At 32.1% G+C, this 17,554-nt stretch carries 13 protein-coding genes and 1 tRNA gene; 5 read left to right on the top strand and 9 right to left on the bottom strand.

The window, feature by feature from the left end:
• The 9 genes from ABD715_RS15675 to ABD715_RS15635 all read right to left on the bottom strand — a co-directional run bounded on the left by ABD715_RS15675 (nucleotide 1) and on the right by ABD715_RS15635 (nucleotide 10,161).
• Complete coding sequence (locus ABD715_RS15675) at nucleotides 1-1,137, bottom strand: helix-turn-helix domain-containing protein (protein WP_344789275.1); 1,137 nt, start codon at nucleotides 1,135-1,137, stop codon at nucleotides 1-3.
• Nucleotides 1,138-1,161: 24 nt separating this feature from the next.
• The gene (gene scpA / locus ABD715_RS15670) at nucleotides 1,162-3,279 is read right to left on the bottom strand and encodes a methylmalonyl-CoA mutase (RefSeq protein WP_344789274.1); all 2,118 of its coding nucleotides are present in this window, start codon (nucleotides 3,277-3,279) and stop codon (nucleotides 1,162-1,164) included.
• 47 nt (nucleotides 3,280-3,326) lie between these two features.
• Nucleotides 3,327-3,911 (bottom strand): hypothetical protein, encoded by a 585-nt coding sequence (locus ABD715_RS15665; protein WP_344789273.1) that lies wholly within the window; start codon nucleotides 3,909-3,911, stop codon nucleotides 3,327-3,329.
• Nucleotides 3,912-3,933: 22 nt separating this feature from the next.
• Nucleotides 3,934-5,295: a methylmalonyl-CoA mutase subunit beta gene (locus tag ABD715_RS15660; RefSeq protein WP_344789271.1), complete on the bottom strand. Its 1,362-nt coding sequence runs from the start codon at nucleotides 5,293-5,295 to the stop codon at nucleotides 3,934-3,936.
• Nucleotides 5,285-5,617: an FtsB family cell division protein gene (locus tag ABD715_RS15655; protein WP_344789270.1), complete on the bottom strand. Its 333-nt coding sequence runs from the start codon at nucleotides 5,615-5,617 to the stop codon at nucleotides 5,285-5,287. Before ABD715_RS15655 ends, ABD715_RS15660 begins: the two co-directional genes overlap by 11 nt.
• A 1-nt stretch (nucleotide 5,618) precedes the next feature.
• The gene (gene udk / locus ABD715_RS15650) at nucleotides 5,619-6,224 is read right to left on the bottom strand and encodes a uridine kinase (protein WP_344789269.1); all 606 of its coding nucleotides are present in this window, start codon (nucleotides 6,222-6,224) and stop codon (nucleotides 5,619-5,621) included.
• A 65-nt stretch (nucleotides 6,225-6,289) separates the two neighbouring features.
• The gene (locus tag ABD715_RS15645; protein ID WP_344789268.1) at nucleotides 6,290-6,706 is read right to left on the bottom strand and encodes a c-type cytochrome; all 417 of its coding nucleotides are present in this window, start codon (nucleotides 6,704-6,706) and stop codon (nucleotides 6,290-6,292) included.
• Between the two features lie 6 nt (nucleotides 6,707-6,712).
• On the bottom strand, nucleotides 6,713-7,837 hold the full coding sequence (locus ABD715_RS15640; RefSeq protein WP_344789267.1) for a PQQ-dependent sugar dehydrogenase: 1,125 nt from the start codon (nucleotides 7,835-7,837) through the stop codon (nucleotides 6,713-6,715).
• Nucleotides 7,838-7,863: 26 nt separating this feature from the next.
• The gene (locus ABD715_RS15635; RefSeq protein WP_344789266.1) at nucleotides 7,864-10,161 is read right to left on the bottom strand and encodes a TonB-dependent receptor domain-containing protein; all 2,298 of its coding nucleotides are present in this window, start codon (nucleotides 10,159-10,161) and stop codon (nucleotides 7,864-7,866) included.
• Between the two features lie 152 nt (nucleotides 10,162-10,313).
• On the opposite strand from ABD715_RS15635, the gene ABD715_RS15630 reads away from it, so the two are divergent.
• The 5 genes from ABD715_RS15630 (at nucleotide 10,314) to ABD715_RS15610 (ending at nucleotide 17,365) form a co-directional block, all read left to right on the top strand.
• Nucleotides 10,314-10,388 (top strand) — tRNA-Pro (locus tag ABD715_RS15630).
• A gap of 433 nt (nucleotides 10,389-10,821) precedes the next feature.
• Nucleotides 10,822-11,880, top strand: a complete 1,059-nt coding sequence (locus tag ABD715_RS15625; protein WP_344789265.1) for a polysaccharide lyase family 7 protein — start codon at nucleotides 10,822-10,824, stop codon at nucleotides 11,878-11,880.
• A gap of 11 nt (nucleotides 11,881-11,891) precedes the next feature.
• A complete protein-coding gene (gene gndA, locus ABD715_RS15620) occupies nucleotides 11,892-13,769 on the top strand; it encodes an NADP-dependent phosphogluconate dehydrogenase (protein WP_344789264.1) in 1,878 nt (625 codons plus the stop codon).
• A gap of 44 nt (nucleotides 13,770-13,813) precedes the next feature.
• Complete coding sequence (locus tag ABD715_RS15615) at nucleotides 13,814-15,091, top strand: Nramp family divalent metal transporter (protein WP_344789263.1); 1,278 nt, start codon at nucleotides 13,814-13,816, stop codon at nucleotides 15,089-15,091.
• 12 nt (nucleotides 15,092-15,103) lie between these two features.
• The gene (locus ABD715_RS15610; protein ID WP_344789262.1) at nucleotides 15,104-17,365 is read left to right on the top strand and encodes a chondroitinase-B domain-containing protein; all 2,262 of its coding nucleotides are present in this window, start codon (nucleotides 15,104-15,106) and stop codon (nucleotides 17,363-17,365) included.
• The last annotated feature ends 189 nt before the right edge of the window (nucleotides 17,366-17,554 follow it).

Here is a 17,554-nt window from a genome sequence, read left to right as displayed (position 1 = left end):
TTATGCAACTTGGTTTTGATTTGATTTTCTGTACGCAGTAGGCGTAGAGCCTGTATGTTTTTTAAAAGCAGTATTAAAAGACGATTTAGAATTAAAGCCAACCTCGTACAAAATTTCTAAAACGGTTTGCTTGTTTTTAGCTGGGTTTTCTAAAATACGCATGGCTTTTTCAATGCGATATTCGTTTACAAAGTCGAAAAAATGTTTGCCAATAGTATGGTTTATTAGTACTGAAGTATCTCTTGGATTTGAGTTTATTTGATTTGCTAAATCTTGCATGGTTAAGGAAGAATCTAGAAATGGTTCTTTGGTTGTCATGTAGTGTTGCAATGCTTCAACATCAGTATTTACAGCTTTATTTTCTTTAGTAACAGCGTCATTTAAAACTAAATTGCTAGCCAATTTTAATTTAGAATCTACACTTTTAAATAGCTCTGGTGTGTTTAGAGCCTTTAAAACATACCAACAAAAAATAATTAACTCGGTTAAAACAAGTAAGATTCTAGTCCAATAATAAAAGGTGTCGTAGTCTGAAAACTTGTAAATATTTTTTAATATGGCAAAACTATGAAGTATAGAAATAACAATGGTTAATTGAAATAACCACGTGTAAAATGCAATAGAAGCATTTGCATAATTTTCTAGGTATATTTTTTTAGCTCTACGCAAAACCACAAAAACAGCTACTAAATACGATACAACTTGTATATGTACAAAAACATGGATAAATGCATTTTTAAAATCGTTTGTAAGACCTGATAGTAATAATACTTTAGAGTCTGGATTTATGCCAAAAATAGTGCTAGCCATAAGTATATTAACTATAACAAAAGGAATAGCATGCAACAAATGTTTTGGTTTTAGTTTAAAATCTGAATAACAAACCGAAAGCACATAAAGATAAAACACAGGAAGTTGTAAAAAAACACCAAAGGCAATAAAACGACTAAGTCCTTCAAAATTGGTGTGTAATAATTTAGATAAAAATATATTGTCAGTGGCACATAAAATTAAAAATGCACCAAATATTTTATTGCTAAGTTTGTTTTTGTTATGTTTTGAGAATAGAAAAACGCCAAAAAAAAGTCCAATAAATAGGGATAAAATACTTATGATGTCGAGTATGTTGTAATCCACTATCTAATGGTGTTACTTATTATTTTAGTCTATTAATATTTCTAGAAGTGTAATGGCTGCTTCACTTATTTTAGTTCCTGGACCAAAAACAGCAACAGCTCCAGCATCAAACAGATATTGATAATCTTGTTTTGGTATTACACCACCAACAATTACCATGATATCTTCTCGACCATAGTTTTTTAATTCCTGAATAACTTGCGGAACCAAGGTTTTATGTCCAGCAGCTAAAGACGATACGCCAAGAACATGAACATCGTTTTCTACAGCTTGTTTTGCTGCTTCTTTTGGAGTTTGAAACAATGGTCCAATATCAACATCAAAACCAACATCTGCATAACCAGTAGCTACCACTTTTGCACCACGGTCATGTCCATCTTGTCCCATTTTTGCAATCATGATACGAGGTCTTCTACCATCTTGCTCAGCAAAATAATCTGCTAGTTCTCTTGCTTTTGCAAAAGATTTATCGTCTTTAATTTCTTTACTATACACGCCAGAAAATGATTTTATTTGAGCTTTATATCTTCCAAATACAATTTCTAAAGCATCACTAATTTCTCCTAAAGTAGCACGTTCTCGTGCTGCTTCTACTGCTAAAGCTAATAAATTTTCTTGACCAGACTTTGCTGCTGCTGTTAAATTATTTAATGCTTGTTCTACTTTTTTAGTATTTCTTTCAGCTTTAATTTTATTTAGGCTTTCTATTTGTTGACGCCTCACTGTTTGGTTATCTACCTCAAGCGTAGAAATGGGGTCTTCTTGCTCTAATCGGTATTTATTAACACCAACAATAATATCTTGGCCAGAATCTATTCTAGCTTGTTTTCTAGCAGCTGCTTCTTCAATTCTTATTTTAGGAATACCAGCTTCTATAGCTTTTGTCATGCCACCAAGTTCTTCAACTTCTTCAATTAATAACCATGCTTTTTGTGCAATATCGTTAGTAAGTTTTTCAACAAAATAGCTGCCAGCCCAGGGGTCTACCGTTTTTGTTATTTTGGTTTCTTCTTGTAAAAATATTTGAGTGTTTCTTGCAATTCTTGCAGAAAAATCTGTTGGCAATGCTATGGCTTCGTCTAGGGCATTGGTGTGTAAACTTTGTGTGCCTCCAAACGCAGCAGCAGCAGCTTCAATGGTTGTACGCGCTACATTGTTAAAAGGATCTTGTTCTGTTAAACTCCAACCACTAGTTTGACAATGTGTGCGTAATGATAAAGATTTTTCGTTTTTTGGATGGAATTGTTTTACCAATTTTGCCCAAAGCATTCTTGCTGCTCGCATTTTAGCTATTTCCATAAAATGATTCATGCCAATAGCCCAGAAAAAAGATAGGCGAGGGGCAAAGGTATCAATATCCATGCCTGCAGCTAATCCTTTTCTTATATATTCCAAGCCATCTGCTAAAGTGTAAGCTAATTCAATATCGCATGTGGCTCCAGCTTCTTGCATGTGGTAGCCAGAAATACTAATACTATTAAATTTAGGCATGTAATTACTCGTATATTTAAAAATATCCGAAATAATTTTCATGGATGGTGTTGGAGGGTAAATGTACGTGTTACGTACCATAAACTCCTTTAAAATATCGTTTTGAATGGTTCCTGCTAATAGTTCTGGTTTTACACCTTGTTCTTCTGCTGCAACAATATAAAATGCCATAATTGGTAAAACTGCGCCATTCATGGTCATGGAAACCGACATTTTATCTAAAGGAATTTGGTCGAAGAGAATTTTCATGTCTTCCACAGAGTCTATAGCAACTCCAGCTTTTCCAACATCTCCTACAACACGCTCGTGGTTAGAGTCGTAACCTCTATGCGTGGCTAAATCAAAAGCAACAGAAAGTCCTTTTTGTCCAGCAGCAAGATTACGTCTGTAAAAAGCATTGCTTTCTTCGGCGGTACTAAAACCTGCATATTGTCTAATAGTCCAAGGTCTTCTAACATACATTGTGCTATAAGGGCCACGTAAATTTGGAGCAATACCAGCAACAAAATTAAGATGCTCTAAATTTTCAATGTCTTTTTTTGAATATGTAGATTTAATCTCAATGTTTTCTGCTGTTAAAAAAGAATTTTCGTTTGTAGTCTCCTTATTATTTGTGTCTTTAATAGTTATATGTTGAAGGTTTTTTCTCAAATCTATTTTGTGGTTTAGTTTAGTTTAGTTTAAAATTGATTTTAATATTATTTTTTTGAAAATTCGATATCAAAGAATTTTGCATAAAATAAATCGAAAGCTATGTAAGCTGCTAAATATTTGTCTTTTTCGGCGTATACAAAACCTTTACTTAATGATGCTCCAAATAATTTAGGACTCATTGAATTAGTAGTTGTTAAGGCATTTAAAGTTGTTTTTAAATCTTTGTTTTGTATGTTTTGCTTTATGCAATTAAAAACAGGATTATTGTAATTAAATTTGCTTACGGTATTGTTTAAATTCCACAAATTAGTTTTAGTTTTTAAAACTTCGAATATCTCTAAAGTATGTTGAGATGCTACATTTTTGTAGTTAAGACGGTTGTTAACAGCATTTCTTACAAATTGTCCGTAAGCACGAGATACGTTTTTTTCATCTTTAGAATAAAAATTAATAATATCATTTTCAAAAGAAAATAGGGCTTCATTTAAAAGTTTTAAATCAAATTTATCACAGTTTAAAACAATGCCTTTTTCTGCAAATTTATATTCTGATAATTTTACTTCTTTTTTACAACTTGTAAAAGTTATTAATAAAGCGACTACAAAAAGTTTAAAAAATGGTGTTTTCATTTTAAAAAATAAATATAAAAGGTTACTCTTTATTTAAGCGGTTTTGCTCTAATGTTTCTGCTAACCGTTTCTCTATAATAGGTTCTATTAGTGTTTTTCTTTTGTTAGTTTTTACAAACGGAAAAAGTTCTAACTCGGTTTTCATTTTATCGTTAGGGTTTGGGTATGCATTACTACCTAATAAAATAAGGTCTCCAGAATCGAACTGAAGCTGTTCTTTTGTTGCACTTTCTTTAATTTTTCTTTGAATAGTACCTAGCTTTAGTTGTTCTAAAAAACCACCATTATTTTCAATATCTTTAAATAGAGTTAATGCTTTTTCAGAAAATTGTTGGGTAATATTTTCAATATAATAAGCCCCGTCAGACGGGTTATTTACTTTATCGAAATAGCTTTCGTGTTTTAATATCAGTAATTGATTGCGAGCAATACGTTCTGCAAATGTGTTACTTTTATGGTAAAAAGCATCGTAAGCTAAATTGCAAATCGTGTTTGCGCCTCCAATTATAGCACTCATACACTCGGTGGTTGAGCGTAAAAGGTTTGTATTATAATCGTAAAGTGTTTTATTTCTTTTTGTAGGCGTTACAATAATTTGGCAATCTTGATTAAACTGATATTCGGTAGCCAAGGTTTTCCAAAGTATTCTTAATGCTTTTAGTTTAGCGATTTCAAAAAAATAGTTGCTACCTACAGCGACATTGAATATGATTTTAAATAATTCTTTTTTTTCTTTGGAAATGTGCTTATCTAATTTATTTAAATATTCGTTAGCATGATTAAGCCCGTATGCCAATTGTTGCACCATATTTGCCCCAGCATTTTGGTATAATGAAATATCTATAGAAATAGCATTTGTGCGGTTTGTTATAGATTGAAACTGATTAAAATCTGTAGTTATATTAGTGTGCCAATTTCCAGTTTTGGCTAAGTTTCCAATAGGATCTATAGTTATGTTTGCTAACGGAAATAATAGAAGTATGTTAGTAATATAATCTTCAGACATAAACTCTAAATTAAAATAAATAGGAGTTTGTTTGTCTATGTTTTTTAAAAGATTTTTTAGAGCAATATCTTTAGACGGAATAATAAAGGTTAAAGTATCTACGCCTTTTTCAAGAATTTCTAAAGCTTTTATATTCGATTTTTCGACATCAAAGACATATATAGTTTGGCAAATTTTCCAGTTTGTAGCTTTAGTATTCGAGTTTCCTGATGAGTTTGAAAACTCGTCTGCATGATAAAAAGGTTTTACAGCAATATCTTCTGGTGTTTGCCAAATAAGCGCCTCGTTATAGTCTGCACCTTTTAGGTCAAACTGAATTTTTTGTTTCCATTGTTTAGAAGAAACGGGTGTAAATTCATTAAATAACTTAATCGGCATTATTTTTAGTTTTTAAACTGTCTTCGTACTCTATAATAAAGATTTCTTCGTTTTCACGTTTCATGTAATATTCTTCGCGAGCAAATTTTTCTAAACCATCTTTTGTACTTAACTTTTTAATTGCTTTATTATCTTTTTCTATTTCTTTTTTATAGTATTCTTTTTCTGTTTTTAAAGCGTCTATTTCATTATTTAATTCGTTGTGAATAAACCACGAATTATTATCAAAAAAGAGCATCCATACCGTAAAGGCAATTAATGTAAGTATAAATACATTTTTAAATGGCTTTAACCATTTACTTTTTATTTTGCCTTTAACCATTTTACAGTTTGTCGTTTATAATAGTTTTAACAATATCTACAGCAACAGTATTGTACTTGTTATTTGGTATAATAATGTCTGCATACTCTTTCATAGGTTCGATAAACTGGTCGTGCATGGGCTTTAAGGTTGTTAAATACCTAGAAAGCACCTCGTCTAAATCTCTTCCACGTTCTGATATGTCTCGTTTTAATCGCCTTATTAAGCGCTCGTCTGTATCTGTATGTACAAACATTTTAATATCAAACATTTCTCTTAATTCTGGATTTGTAAGTATTAAAATACCCTCAATAATCATAACCTTTCTTGGGTGGGTTAAAATAGTATCTCCGGTTCTGTTATGTTTAACAAAAGAGTAAACAGGTTGTTCTATAATTTTACCTTCTTTTAGAGCTTTTAAATGTTCTGCTAAAAGTTTAAAATCTATAGATCTTGGGTGGTCAAAATTTATTTTTACACGTTCGTCGTATGTTAAGTGTGTCGTATCTTTATAATAAGAGTCTTGAGATATTACACCAACTTCACCCTCTGGAAGTTCTTTTAATATCTGATTTACAACCGTAGTTTTTCCACAGCCAGTACCACCAGCAATTCCTATTATAAGCATGATTCATTATTTTGTTAGTCTTTACAAAGTTAGTTAAATCCGCAGTCAAAAAAGGGTAGTTGGTTTTATTTTTTTAGTTTGGCAACTTCAGCTTCAGTAATCATTTTGTTATTTTTATTACCCCAACTGTTTGTTATGTAGTTCATAACGTCAGCAACTTCGTCATCACTTAACCCTAGCGGAACCATATTACTATTGTATGTTTTTCCGTTTACAGTAAGTTTTCCTTCTATTCCAAACTTAATTGCTTTAATGCTTTTTGCTCTTTCTTGCATTAAATAATCTGATTTTGCTAAAGGCGGAAAAGTAGCATCAACACCTTCGCCATTTGCCATATGGCAATTTATACAGAAATCTAAATAAATGTCGCTACCGCGTGCTATACTTTCTTGTAATGGATTGGTTTGCGTGTAAATGTTTTTGTTAAGGTTAGCATTAAGTAATGCTAAAATTGTTATACAGCTTATAAATATTAATTTCATTATTACTTATTTTTTTGAAATTATTTTTAGAATACCTTTACCTTCAACAGCAATGTAAATGTAACCATCTGTTGCTTCAATTACATTTCTAACTCTTCCTATATTTTCAAAAAGTTTCTCTCGTTTTACAACGACATCATTTTTTAAAATCAAACGTTCTAAATATTGAAATTTTAAAGACCCTACAAGGATATTGTTTTTCCAGTCTGGGTATTTATTGGAAGTTACGTAAGTCATTCCGCAAGGTGCAATAGAAGGTACCCAATAAAATAAGGGTTGCTCCATACCTTCTTTTTCGGTTATTTCTGTAAACGATGTGCCACTATAATTTACACCATAAGAAATAACAGGCCAACCATAATTAGCTCCTTTTTTTATAATATTTATTTCGTCGCCACCTTTTGGCCCGTGTTCGTTTACCCAAATAGTGCCAGTTATTGGGTGTTTAAACATGCCTTGTGGATTTCTGTGCCCATAACTATAAATTGCTTTTTTTGCGTTTGCTACATTTACAAACGGATTATCTTTTGGAATACTGCCATTGTCATGTAGCCTATAAATTTTTCCGCCATCTCTATTTATGTCTTGCGGGTTTACATCGCGAGCTCCTCGTTCTCCTATAGAAAAATAGATGTATCCATCATTATCAAAAGCAATACGAGAACCCCAATGTTGACCTTTTTTAGTATTCGGACTTGCTTTGTATAATAATTGAAGATCTATTAAGGTGTTGTTTTTAATTTTTGCTCTACTTAATGCTGTGTGTCCGCCATCGCCTTCTCCTTTTGAAGATGCATAGGTAAAGTATATCCATCCGTTTACAGCAAAATTAGGGTGCAGCGCAATGTCTAATAAACCACCTTGGCCACGCACATAAACATCGGGTAAGCCCGTAATACTTGTTTTTATTCCGTCTTTAAAAAGAATAAGTTTTCCAGATTTTTCTGTAATTAGCATACTGCCATCTGGTAATAGCGCCATACCCCATGGGTTGTTAATATCTGGAACAACTGTTTCTGTTGTATAGTTTAAGTGGGGTGGTGTTTCTGCTTTTACAGCAGAGTCCGTTTGTTGTGCACAGGCAGAAAGCGTAACTAATAAAAGGATTACTATGGAGTGTATGTGTTTCATGTTTTGCTTTTTGATATAAATTTACGTTAAAAAGTATAATTTAAGTTAATTGCAGTATAATAATTAATGGGATTTCCTGGATAATAATATCTAGGTGCATTACCACCAAAACCAGATGCGTTTATTAAAATTTGCGAAGCGTAGGCCTTGTTAAATATATTATTTAAACCAAAATAGGTATTTAGTTTAAGGTTTTTATTAAGGTTAGTTTTGTAGCCTGTTTTTAGGTTAGTAATACTATAACTATTACTGTATAGACTATTAGAATCTGTAATTGGCATGCTACCAACATACTGGAAATTAATATTGCCATAAAACCCTAAATGAGAGTTTACAGTTAATCCTGCATTAAAAATGCTTGAAGGAACACCTGTTAAATCGTTTCCTGAATAATTATTTGTATCATCAATAAAATCTTTAAAAATAAAGTTGTTTAATGTGTAGTTTAAGAATGAGTTGATGGATAGGCTTTCTATTTGTAGCCAGTTATAATTTAAATTTATTTCTAAACCATCGTGTTGTGTTCTACCAGCATTAATACCAATAAATTGATCTTGGCTGGTACGCCTTGCAACTAAAAGATTTTTAATGTCAAGCCTAAAAATAGCAGCATTAAATTGTAAACGGTTTTTTAAAAGAGCTGCTCTGGTGCCTAATTCAAAATTCCAACCTGTTTCGGGTTTTAAATCTGTGTTTATTTGTCCGTCTGGTAAAAGCGTTTCTTCTAGAGAAATAGGAGAGAAACCATGACTTGAATTAGCGTATATATTTATAGATTGTGATAGTTGATGAGCAACACCAATTTTTGGAGATAAAATGCCTTTATAGTTAAAAGAGCCCGATTGGTCTATATTGGTATCAGAAATTTTAAATCGATCTTCTAAATGATAAGCTGTTTTGTTATAATTTAAGCCTAAAGACAGTGTTGTGTTTTTAGAAATACTGTAGTTTGATTCTATAAAAACATTGAAATACCTTCTTTTTTCTTTAAAGTTAGAGAGCCTATCTCCTTTAACACTTCCGTTGGCAGAAGGTAAATCTTGATATAAATTACTAAAAGTACCCCATTTATAAATGTCTTTAAATGTTTCTCCTCCAAAAGTCCAACTTATGGGCGTATTTAAAAATAGAGAGTGACCAATTAAGCGAGATCGTAACCCAAAGGCTAGTGTTTTTTCTGTAAGTATGTTAAAAGGTCTAGGTTCGTATGCGTTTCTAAACGATGTAAATATACTAGAAACTTGTTTTAAGTTCTCATTATAATTATGTTGCCAAGAAACACCTAACAACCCGCGTTTAGAGTCTTCAAACCCTTTTGCATTGCTCCAAGTAAAGGCTGCCGATTTGGGTGAGTTTTTATAGGTGTCTTCATTAATAGAACTAGGTATAAAAGCTTTTAAATCTATATAGCTTCCTAAAATAGATATTTCGTTTTTTTTGTTTATAAAGCGATTTATGTTTATCGTAAATGTTTGTCTGTCGTAGGTATTGTTGTCTCTAAAACCATCGCTATGAGTGTTACTGTAAATCGCATTTAAACTGGTTTTGTTATTACCATAATTAAGCTTTGTAATCCCTTTTATTAACCCAAAAGAACCCATAGAAATTTCGTTTTCTATATCAAATTGGTTTACATAACTATTTTGTGGTGTTAGTTGTATAGAACCTCCTAATCCTGCTCCATATAAGCTAGAAGCACCTTTTATAATTTCTAGTCGAGATAAAGACTCAAGTTCAAAATCTTCAATATTTGTCGCTCCACTTCCGTTGGTAAGTGGTATATCTTTAAAATAAGCTCTAATTTTTGCTGTGCCATATAAATTTCTAGCTCCAATACCTCTAATAGATATTCTATTAGTGTTTAATGCGCCACTTTGCATAAATACGCCAGGCACTTTGTTTAAAACCAAAGAAATATCGGTAGTATTGGCTAACTTTAGATTTTTATTAGTTAAAATGTTAGTTGTAGATGTTGCTTCTTTTAGTGTTTTAGGAAGGTAATTAGCGTTTATTATAATTTCTTTTAATTTTGAAGGATTTATTGTTAGCTGAATAATATGAAACGAGTTATCTTTAATATCAATGGTATAATCTAAATAGCCCTCTTTTTTAAAGGTATATGTACCAGAATGATGAAGTGTAAATAGCCCATTTTGGTTAGATTGTAATTTATAATTGCTTTTATTATTGGTTACGTTTACAAAAGGTATGGCTATTCCATTTTCTTTATCTATAACTTTACCACTTAGTAAGCTCTGCGAATAGCTTAAAAAATGTATTAAGCAAAAGGGGAGAATAAGGCGTGCTCTTAAAATAAAATTCACAAGATTTAAAATGCTGTTTAGGTTAAGCTAAATTACAAGTTTTATATGTTATCAGTTGAAATAAAAAAATATTCATTTTTTTTATTAAATAATAATTGATAAATGAATAAAAAAAGTATATTTGCATCCCGTTAGAGATAACCGTATTAATTCGGGGTGTAGCGTAGCCCGGTTATCGCGCCGCGTTTGGGACGCGGAGGTCGCAGGTTCGAATCCTGCCACCCCGACAACCTTTAGATAGGTAAACAAAAACACTGTTAATTTTATTATTAACAGTGTTTTTTGTTTTACAAACGTTTTTGTTGGCTTTTTCCTTTTTACCAGCTTCTATTTTACAATTAAATTACTTTTTTTGTTTTATATAGACTTAATTGTTTCTTTTTGGCTCTTTTTTTTTGTTGAAAAATCGGCTTTATTTCAATAATTATTAATTCTTAAGTAATAAGCTTTCTCTTAGTGTTAATAGTAGATAAGACTTCATTTAATACATTTATTACTAAATATTTTTGTTATTATAGTTAAATAAATTTTATTCCTAATTAAATATAATTATATTTGGTACGCCAATCTGGTTTACCAGATTGATTTAAGGAATTATTTAATATTATTTCTTTTTAGATTTTAAGTAGTTTAGGTCGAAACAATGAAAAAACTAACAAAATGAGTATTAAAATGTCTAAATCGTTATTTCTAATTTTTTTATTGTCTTGCATAGCAATAGTTTTCTTTAGCTGTAAAAAAACAGTAAAAACTCTCGAATTAAAACAAGAAAACAGCACCGTTTATCCAAGTGACGTTATACCTTTTATGGATAAATGGAAAATTCTTCTTGGAGATGGCACACACACAGATTCATTATTAAATTACGAGAAAAAAGATTTTTTCTACGTAGTAAACGAAAACGATACAAATTGGGTGGTTTATAAAACACCAAATTCGGGTATAACCTCAAGAACATCAAGTAATACTAGAACCGAGTTAGGTGAAAAAAAACACTGGATTCCAGAAGTTGGAGGTAAACTAACAGGAACATTAAAAGTACAACATGTGTCTACTTCTGGTGATGCTAGAGTTGCTGCTTCTTATTCTGTGGTTGTTGGGCAAATTCATAGTGACGAAGGTAATGAAAACGAGCCAATAAAAATCTTTTATAAAAAATTCCCAGGCCACACAAAAGGTTCGGTATTCTGGAATTATGAAATTAATACAGCAGGCGAAAACTCAGGCAGATGGGATTTCTCAACAGCAGTTTGGGGGCATGATATTTCTGTTGTTGGCGATAGCCCAGATACATATCCAACGGAGCCAGAAGATGGTATTGCTTTGGGAGAAGAATTTAGTTATGTAATTAATGTATATAAAGGTGTTATGTATGTAACATTTACAAGTGAAGGTCATGAAACGAAAACGTACACAAAAAACTTGTTGAAATCTGATTTTACAAAAAAAGAAGATATCCCTGAGCAAATTTGGACTTTATATTCTACTTTAGGTCGCGACGGTGTAGAGCGCGATAGTGCTTATGCTGGCGAGATTCAGTATTTTAAACAAGGCGCTTATAATCAAACAAATGGTAAAGATCCAGAAAAAAACATAGTGTATTATACGGGGTCTGAAACTTATGGTGGTGATATAGCAAAACAATATGCCAACGGATGTTATGCAGAGGTTTGGTTTAAAGAAGCAACAGTAGGACCAGGAGAAGCACCAAAACACTAAAACCAGAAATATTGAACAAAGTAATATTTATTATTGGCGTTTCGGGTTGTGGTAAAAGTACCATTGGAAAATTATTAGCAGAAACTTTAGGGATGCCTTTTTTTGATGGCGACGATTTTCATCCAGAAAGTAATATTAAAAAAATGTCGCTTGGTAAACCTTTAAATGATGATGACAGACAAGGTTGGCTAGAAACGTTAAATGATTTAGCTAAAAAGGAACTAAAAACTAACAGCTGTGTTATTGTATGTTCTGCACTTAAACAGAAGTATAGAACTATTTTAAGCGAAGGCATTCAAACGCAAACGAAATGGGTACATTTAGCAGGTAGCTTCAATCAGATTTACGAAAGATTAAATAGTAGAGCAGATCATTTTATGCCTCCGGAATTACTAAAATCGCAGTTCGATATTTTAGAAACTCCAAAGGAAGCCATAACAGTAGATATTAGCTTAACACCAAAACAGATTATTAAAAAAATAAAAAACGAATTAATGAATACTTCAGAATTTGGATTATTTGGTTTAGGGGTTATGGGAAAAAGCCTTTGCAGAAACTTAGCAAACAACGGATTCAGAATTTCTATGTTTAATAGACATGTTGACGATCTTGAGGTCGATGTAGCGGTTAATTTTAAAAAGGCACATAAAGAGCTAGAATTGGCTCAACCATTTTCAGATATCGAAGCTTTTGTAAACTCTTTGCAAACACCAAGAAGAATCATGCTTATGGTTAATGCAGGTAAAATTACAGATATGGTTATTGATGATTTAATTCCGTTTTTATCTGATGGCGATGTGTTAATTGATGGCGGAAATTCTAATTACTTAAAAACTAAAGAACGTTACGATTACTTACAGTCTAAAAACATTCACTTTATAGGTGTTGGTGTTTCTGGAGGCGAGCAAGGAGCGCTTAAAGGACCTTCAATAATGCCTGGTGGAAATAAGGAGATTTACGATTTAGTGAAGCCTTACTTAGAAAGTATATCGGCCAAAGATGCCAATAATTTACCGTGTTGTACTTATATAGGTGAAGAGGGGAGTGGGCATTTTGTAAAAATGGTTCACAACGGTATTGAGTATGTCGAAATGCAATTGCTAGCCGAGGTTTATACCATTTTTAAACTTATAGGGAAAAACCCAGACGACATTGCCGATATTCTAGAATCTTGGAAACCTAAAGCAGATAGCTATTTATTAGGAATTACAATAGAAATTTTAAGAAAGAAAGATGGCGAAGATTGGCTAATTAATAAAATTGTAGATAAAGCTGGAAATAAAGGAACAGGGAACTGGACCACAATTGCCACAGCGCAATTAGGTGCTCCAAGTACACTAATTGCATCTGCTTTGTTTGCACGTTATACGTCGTTTTATAAAGAAGAAAGATTGCAAGCAAGAGAGAACTTTAATATAACGCCATCAGCTTTAAACCTAGAGAATAACGATGTTTTAGAGGCGTATCAATTTGCAAGAATTATAAACCATTATCAAGGTATTAAATTAATTTCTGAAGCTGGTAAAGCTTATAATTGGAGTTTAAATTTAAGCGAGATTGCAAGAATTTGGACAAATGGTTGTATCATAAAATCAGATTTTATGGTAGAACTCATTGATGTTTTAAAGACAGACGATAATATTTTAAAACACCAACTTATCATAGATAAAGTAAAAGCCTTAAAACCATCTGTAAATAAAGTTGTGGCAGAGTGTATTGTAAAAGAACTAACAGTGCCTTGTTTAAGCGAGTCTGTTAATTTTTTAAATAATTATACAACAGCAAATTCATCTGCAAATATAATTCAAGGACAGCGCGATTATTTTGGCGCACATACGTATCAACGCACCGACGATGCTACTGGTAAATTTCACCACACAAACTGGTAATCATCTTAAAATTTAAAAACTAACTAAACTAAATAATTCAACCTATGGCAGAATCAAAAGAGAAGAAATCCTTACTCCAAAAAATCATAGCGATTGTATTGGGTTTCGGACCCGGTATTTTTGCAATTGGTTATACTATTGGTACAGGTAGTGTAACATCTATGATTGTTGCTGGTAGTAAATTCAACATGCAATTATTATGGGTGTTATTATTAAGTTGCCTATTCTCAGGCGTCTTAATGTTTGTCTATGGAAACTATGGTTTAATTACAGGCGAAACAGCACTTTTTGGGTTTAAAAAACACCTAAAATACGGTAAGGCTTTGGCTATCTTAATTATAGTCGGTATCACTTTTGGACAATGGAATTCCCTGATGGGGATTTTAGGTATATCTTCTAATATTATCTATGAAATACTCGCAGTTAATTTTGATGGTTTGGGCGATTTAAAATACGAGGTTGTTCTAATTACAGCCATAATAATTATAATCGTTTTTTACTTGCTAATGCTAGTTGGTAAGTATACGTTTTTCGAAAAGATATTAGTGATTTTTGTATCCTTAATGGGGCTTTCATTTATCCTGTCGCTATGTTTAGTGCAGCCATTACCCATGGATGTTGTTCAAGGTTTAATACCATCTATTCCCGATGTTCCAGACGGTAAAATGTTAGTAGCAGCATTTGTAGGTACAACTATGGCAGCAGCAACGTTTTTATCCCGTCCTTTATTTGTAAAAGGAAAAGGGTGGACCATTAAAGATTTAGACAGACAGAAAAAAGATTCAATTACCGCAGCCATTTTAATTTTTGTTATTAGCGGGACTATAATGGCGGTTGCTGCAGGTGCTTTGTTTTACGATGGTAAAGTGGTAACTCAAGTATTAGATATGGCAAATACTTTAGAGCCTGTTGCTGGTAAATGGGCGGTAACTATTTTCTTTTTCGGGGCTTTAAGTGCAGGTTTGTCTTCTATTTTTCCATGTTTATTAATAGCACCTTTATTAGTGGCCGATTATCAATCGGGAGAGTTAGATACCAATTCAAAACAATTCAGAATTATAACATTTATAGCATGTTTAGTGGCTTTAATTGGTCCTGCTTTTGGAGGGAATCCTATAGAAATTCAAATCCTGTCTCAAGTTTTTAATGTATTCATTTTACCGCTAGTTGTTTTAGGAATTATTTTATTAGTAAATAACAAAAAGGTAATGAAAGGCTATAAAACAAGTTTAGGGGTTAATATAGGATTATATGCAGCCTTGTTTTTCTCTTGTGTAGTGTCTTACACAGGTGTAATTGGAATAATGACTAAATATTTTTAAAAAATTATTTAAATGAAAAATAGATTAAAATTTCATATCGTAGCATGCATGATTTTTGCTTTAACTTTCTCTTGTAAAGAAGAAGTATCAAACGGATTGTTGGTAAAAGATGTTATAGAATTTAACGATGCTGTAAAACATGCAAACCCTGGTGATGTTATTACATTAGCTAATGGTGTTTGGAACAATGCGGAACTTGTTTTTGAAGGAAAAGGAACCGAAGAAGAGCCTATTACATTAACCGTTGAAGAAAAAGGGAAAGTAACTTTAGAAGGTAACTCTAACTTACAATTGGCTGGAGAACATTTAATTGTTGAAGGTTTAGTTTTTAAAAACGGATATACGCCAACCAACGCTGTTATTTCATTCAGAAAAAATAGAGAAGAAATGGCTAATAACTGTCGTTTAACCGAATGTGTTATTGATAATTATAACAATCCAGAACGTCAAGTTCAAGATTATTGGGTAACCATCTACGGGCAGAACAACCGCATCGATCATAACCATATTGCTGGTAAAAAGAATTTAGGTGTTACCATGATTGTTGGTTTAGATACTGAAGGCAGCCGAAAAAACAACCACAGCATCGATCATAATTATTTTGGTCCAAGACCAACTTACGGTAATAACGGTGGCGAAACATTAAGGATTGGTACAAGTCATCATGCCTTAGAAAACTCAAACACTTTAGTAGAGTCCAATTATTTTGATAGAACAAATGGCGAGCACGAAATTATTTCAAACAAAGCCTGTCAAAACACATTTAAATACAACACGTTTTACGAATGTACAGGAACCTTAACCATGCGTCATGGAAACGAAACCATGGTAGATGGTAATGTTTTTATTGGTAACGGAAAACCGAGTACAGGTGGTGTGCGTATTATAAACGAAACGCAAACGGTAATTAATAATTATCATATTGGTTTAACTGGTTATCGATTTAGAGGTGCTTTTGTAATGATGAATGGTGTGCCAAATTCGCCACCAAACCGTTATGTGCCGGTTATCGATTCTAAATTAGAAAACAATACATTTATTAACTGCGATCATATTCAACTTTGTGCGGGTAGTGATTCAGAACGCAGTCAAGCACCACGAACTTCAGAAATTTCAGGAAACATTTTTTATAACGAAAATAAAAATGATACGTTTACCGTGTATGATGATATTAGCGGTATAACTTTTAAGGATAATCTTCTTGGAGAAAATGGAGTATCCGCAATTAAAAGCGGTTTTGAAAATGCAGCTATTACTTTGGTGAAAAATGACCAAGGCTTTTTAATACCGAAGTCTGATAAAATTAAAAATGAAATTTCAATCAGTCCAAAAATTGCAACCAAAGCTAATACAGGAACATCTTGGTATTCAAAAGCAGATAATAGCGTAGCATTAAATACTGGGAAAACGATTAAGGTAGAGCCAGGTATTAATACCTTATATGAAATTGTAAAAACTTCTGAAGCTGGTGATATTATAGAATTAGAAGACGATGGAACATATTTAATAACAAAGGCTGTAAAAATTAATCATCCGCTTACGTTTAAAACTGTTGGCGCTAAAAAAGCAACCGTTTTGTTTGAACGTATGATGGCTTTCGAAATTCAAAACGGAGGAAGCTTATCACTTGAAAATGTGAGTTTCGATGGTACAAAATCTCCAGATTACGCTGGTAATTCAGTAATTAGCACAAGTAAAAACTCAATGATTGATAATTATAAATTATTCATAGATAATTGCGAGTTCAAGGATATGGTGGTTAATCATTCATTCGATGTCTTAAGAGTTTCAAAAGGAACCTTTGCAGATACGATAAGTATTCAAAATTCAACTTTCAAAAACATTTCTGGTCATATCACGGCATTAGATAAAGAAACTGATGATATTGGAGCTTATAACGTTGAGTATCTCATCATGAAAAACAACACGGTAACCGATTTACAAGGTGCTGCTTTAAGATTATATAGAGGTGGAAAAGACGAAAGTACATTCGGCCCATTTCTAGAAGTCGATCACAATACATTTAATAATGTAGGTTTTGGTAAAAAGAATAAATATAATGCAGCTATATCTTTATATGGTGTTCAGGTTAACGACATTCAGAATAACAATTTCAATAATACAAAAGGTTTAAATATGCATTTGGTTGTTGGGGAACCTATTGTGAATGTGGTGAATAATAATTATTATAAATCTGATGAGGTGATAGTTACTGGAGATCAAAAATATAACATTGATAAACTTTATAACTTAAAACCAGAATTTAATGCATGAAGTTTTGAGCTTTCAGAAAAATCACCATTAAAGAAAAAAGGAACAGACGGATTAGATTTAGGAGTAATTAAAGTAACTAAATAATTTACTACTATAATAGTTTAAATTATAGTAGATTAAGTTTTAAACACCCTAATTAAATAGATTTCTATTTGATTAGGGTGTTTTGCATTTATACAGTAAATGTTA

Origin of the sequence: Postechiella marina (genome assembly GCF_039538365.1) — a bacterium.
GTDB classification, from domain to species: Bacteria; Bacteroidota; Bacteroidia; order Flavobacteriales; family Flavobacteriaceae; genus Postechiella; species Postechiella marina.
Note: the sequence above shows the minus strand (reverse complement) of the source record. Positions and strands in the feature narration are given on the sequence as shown.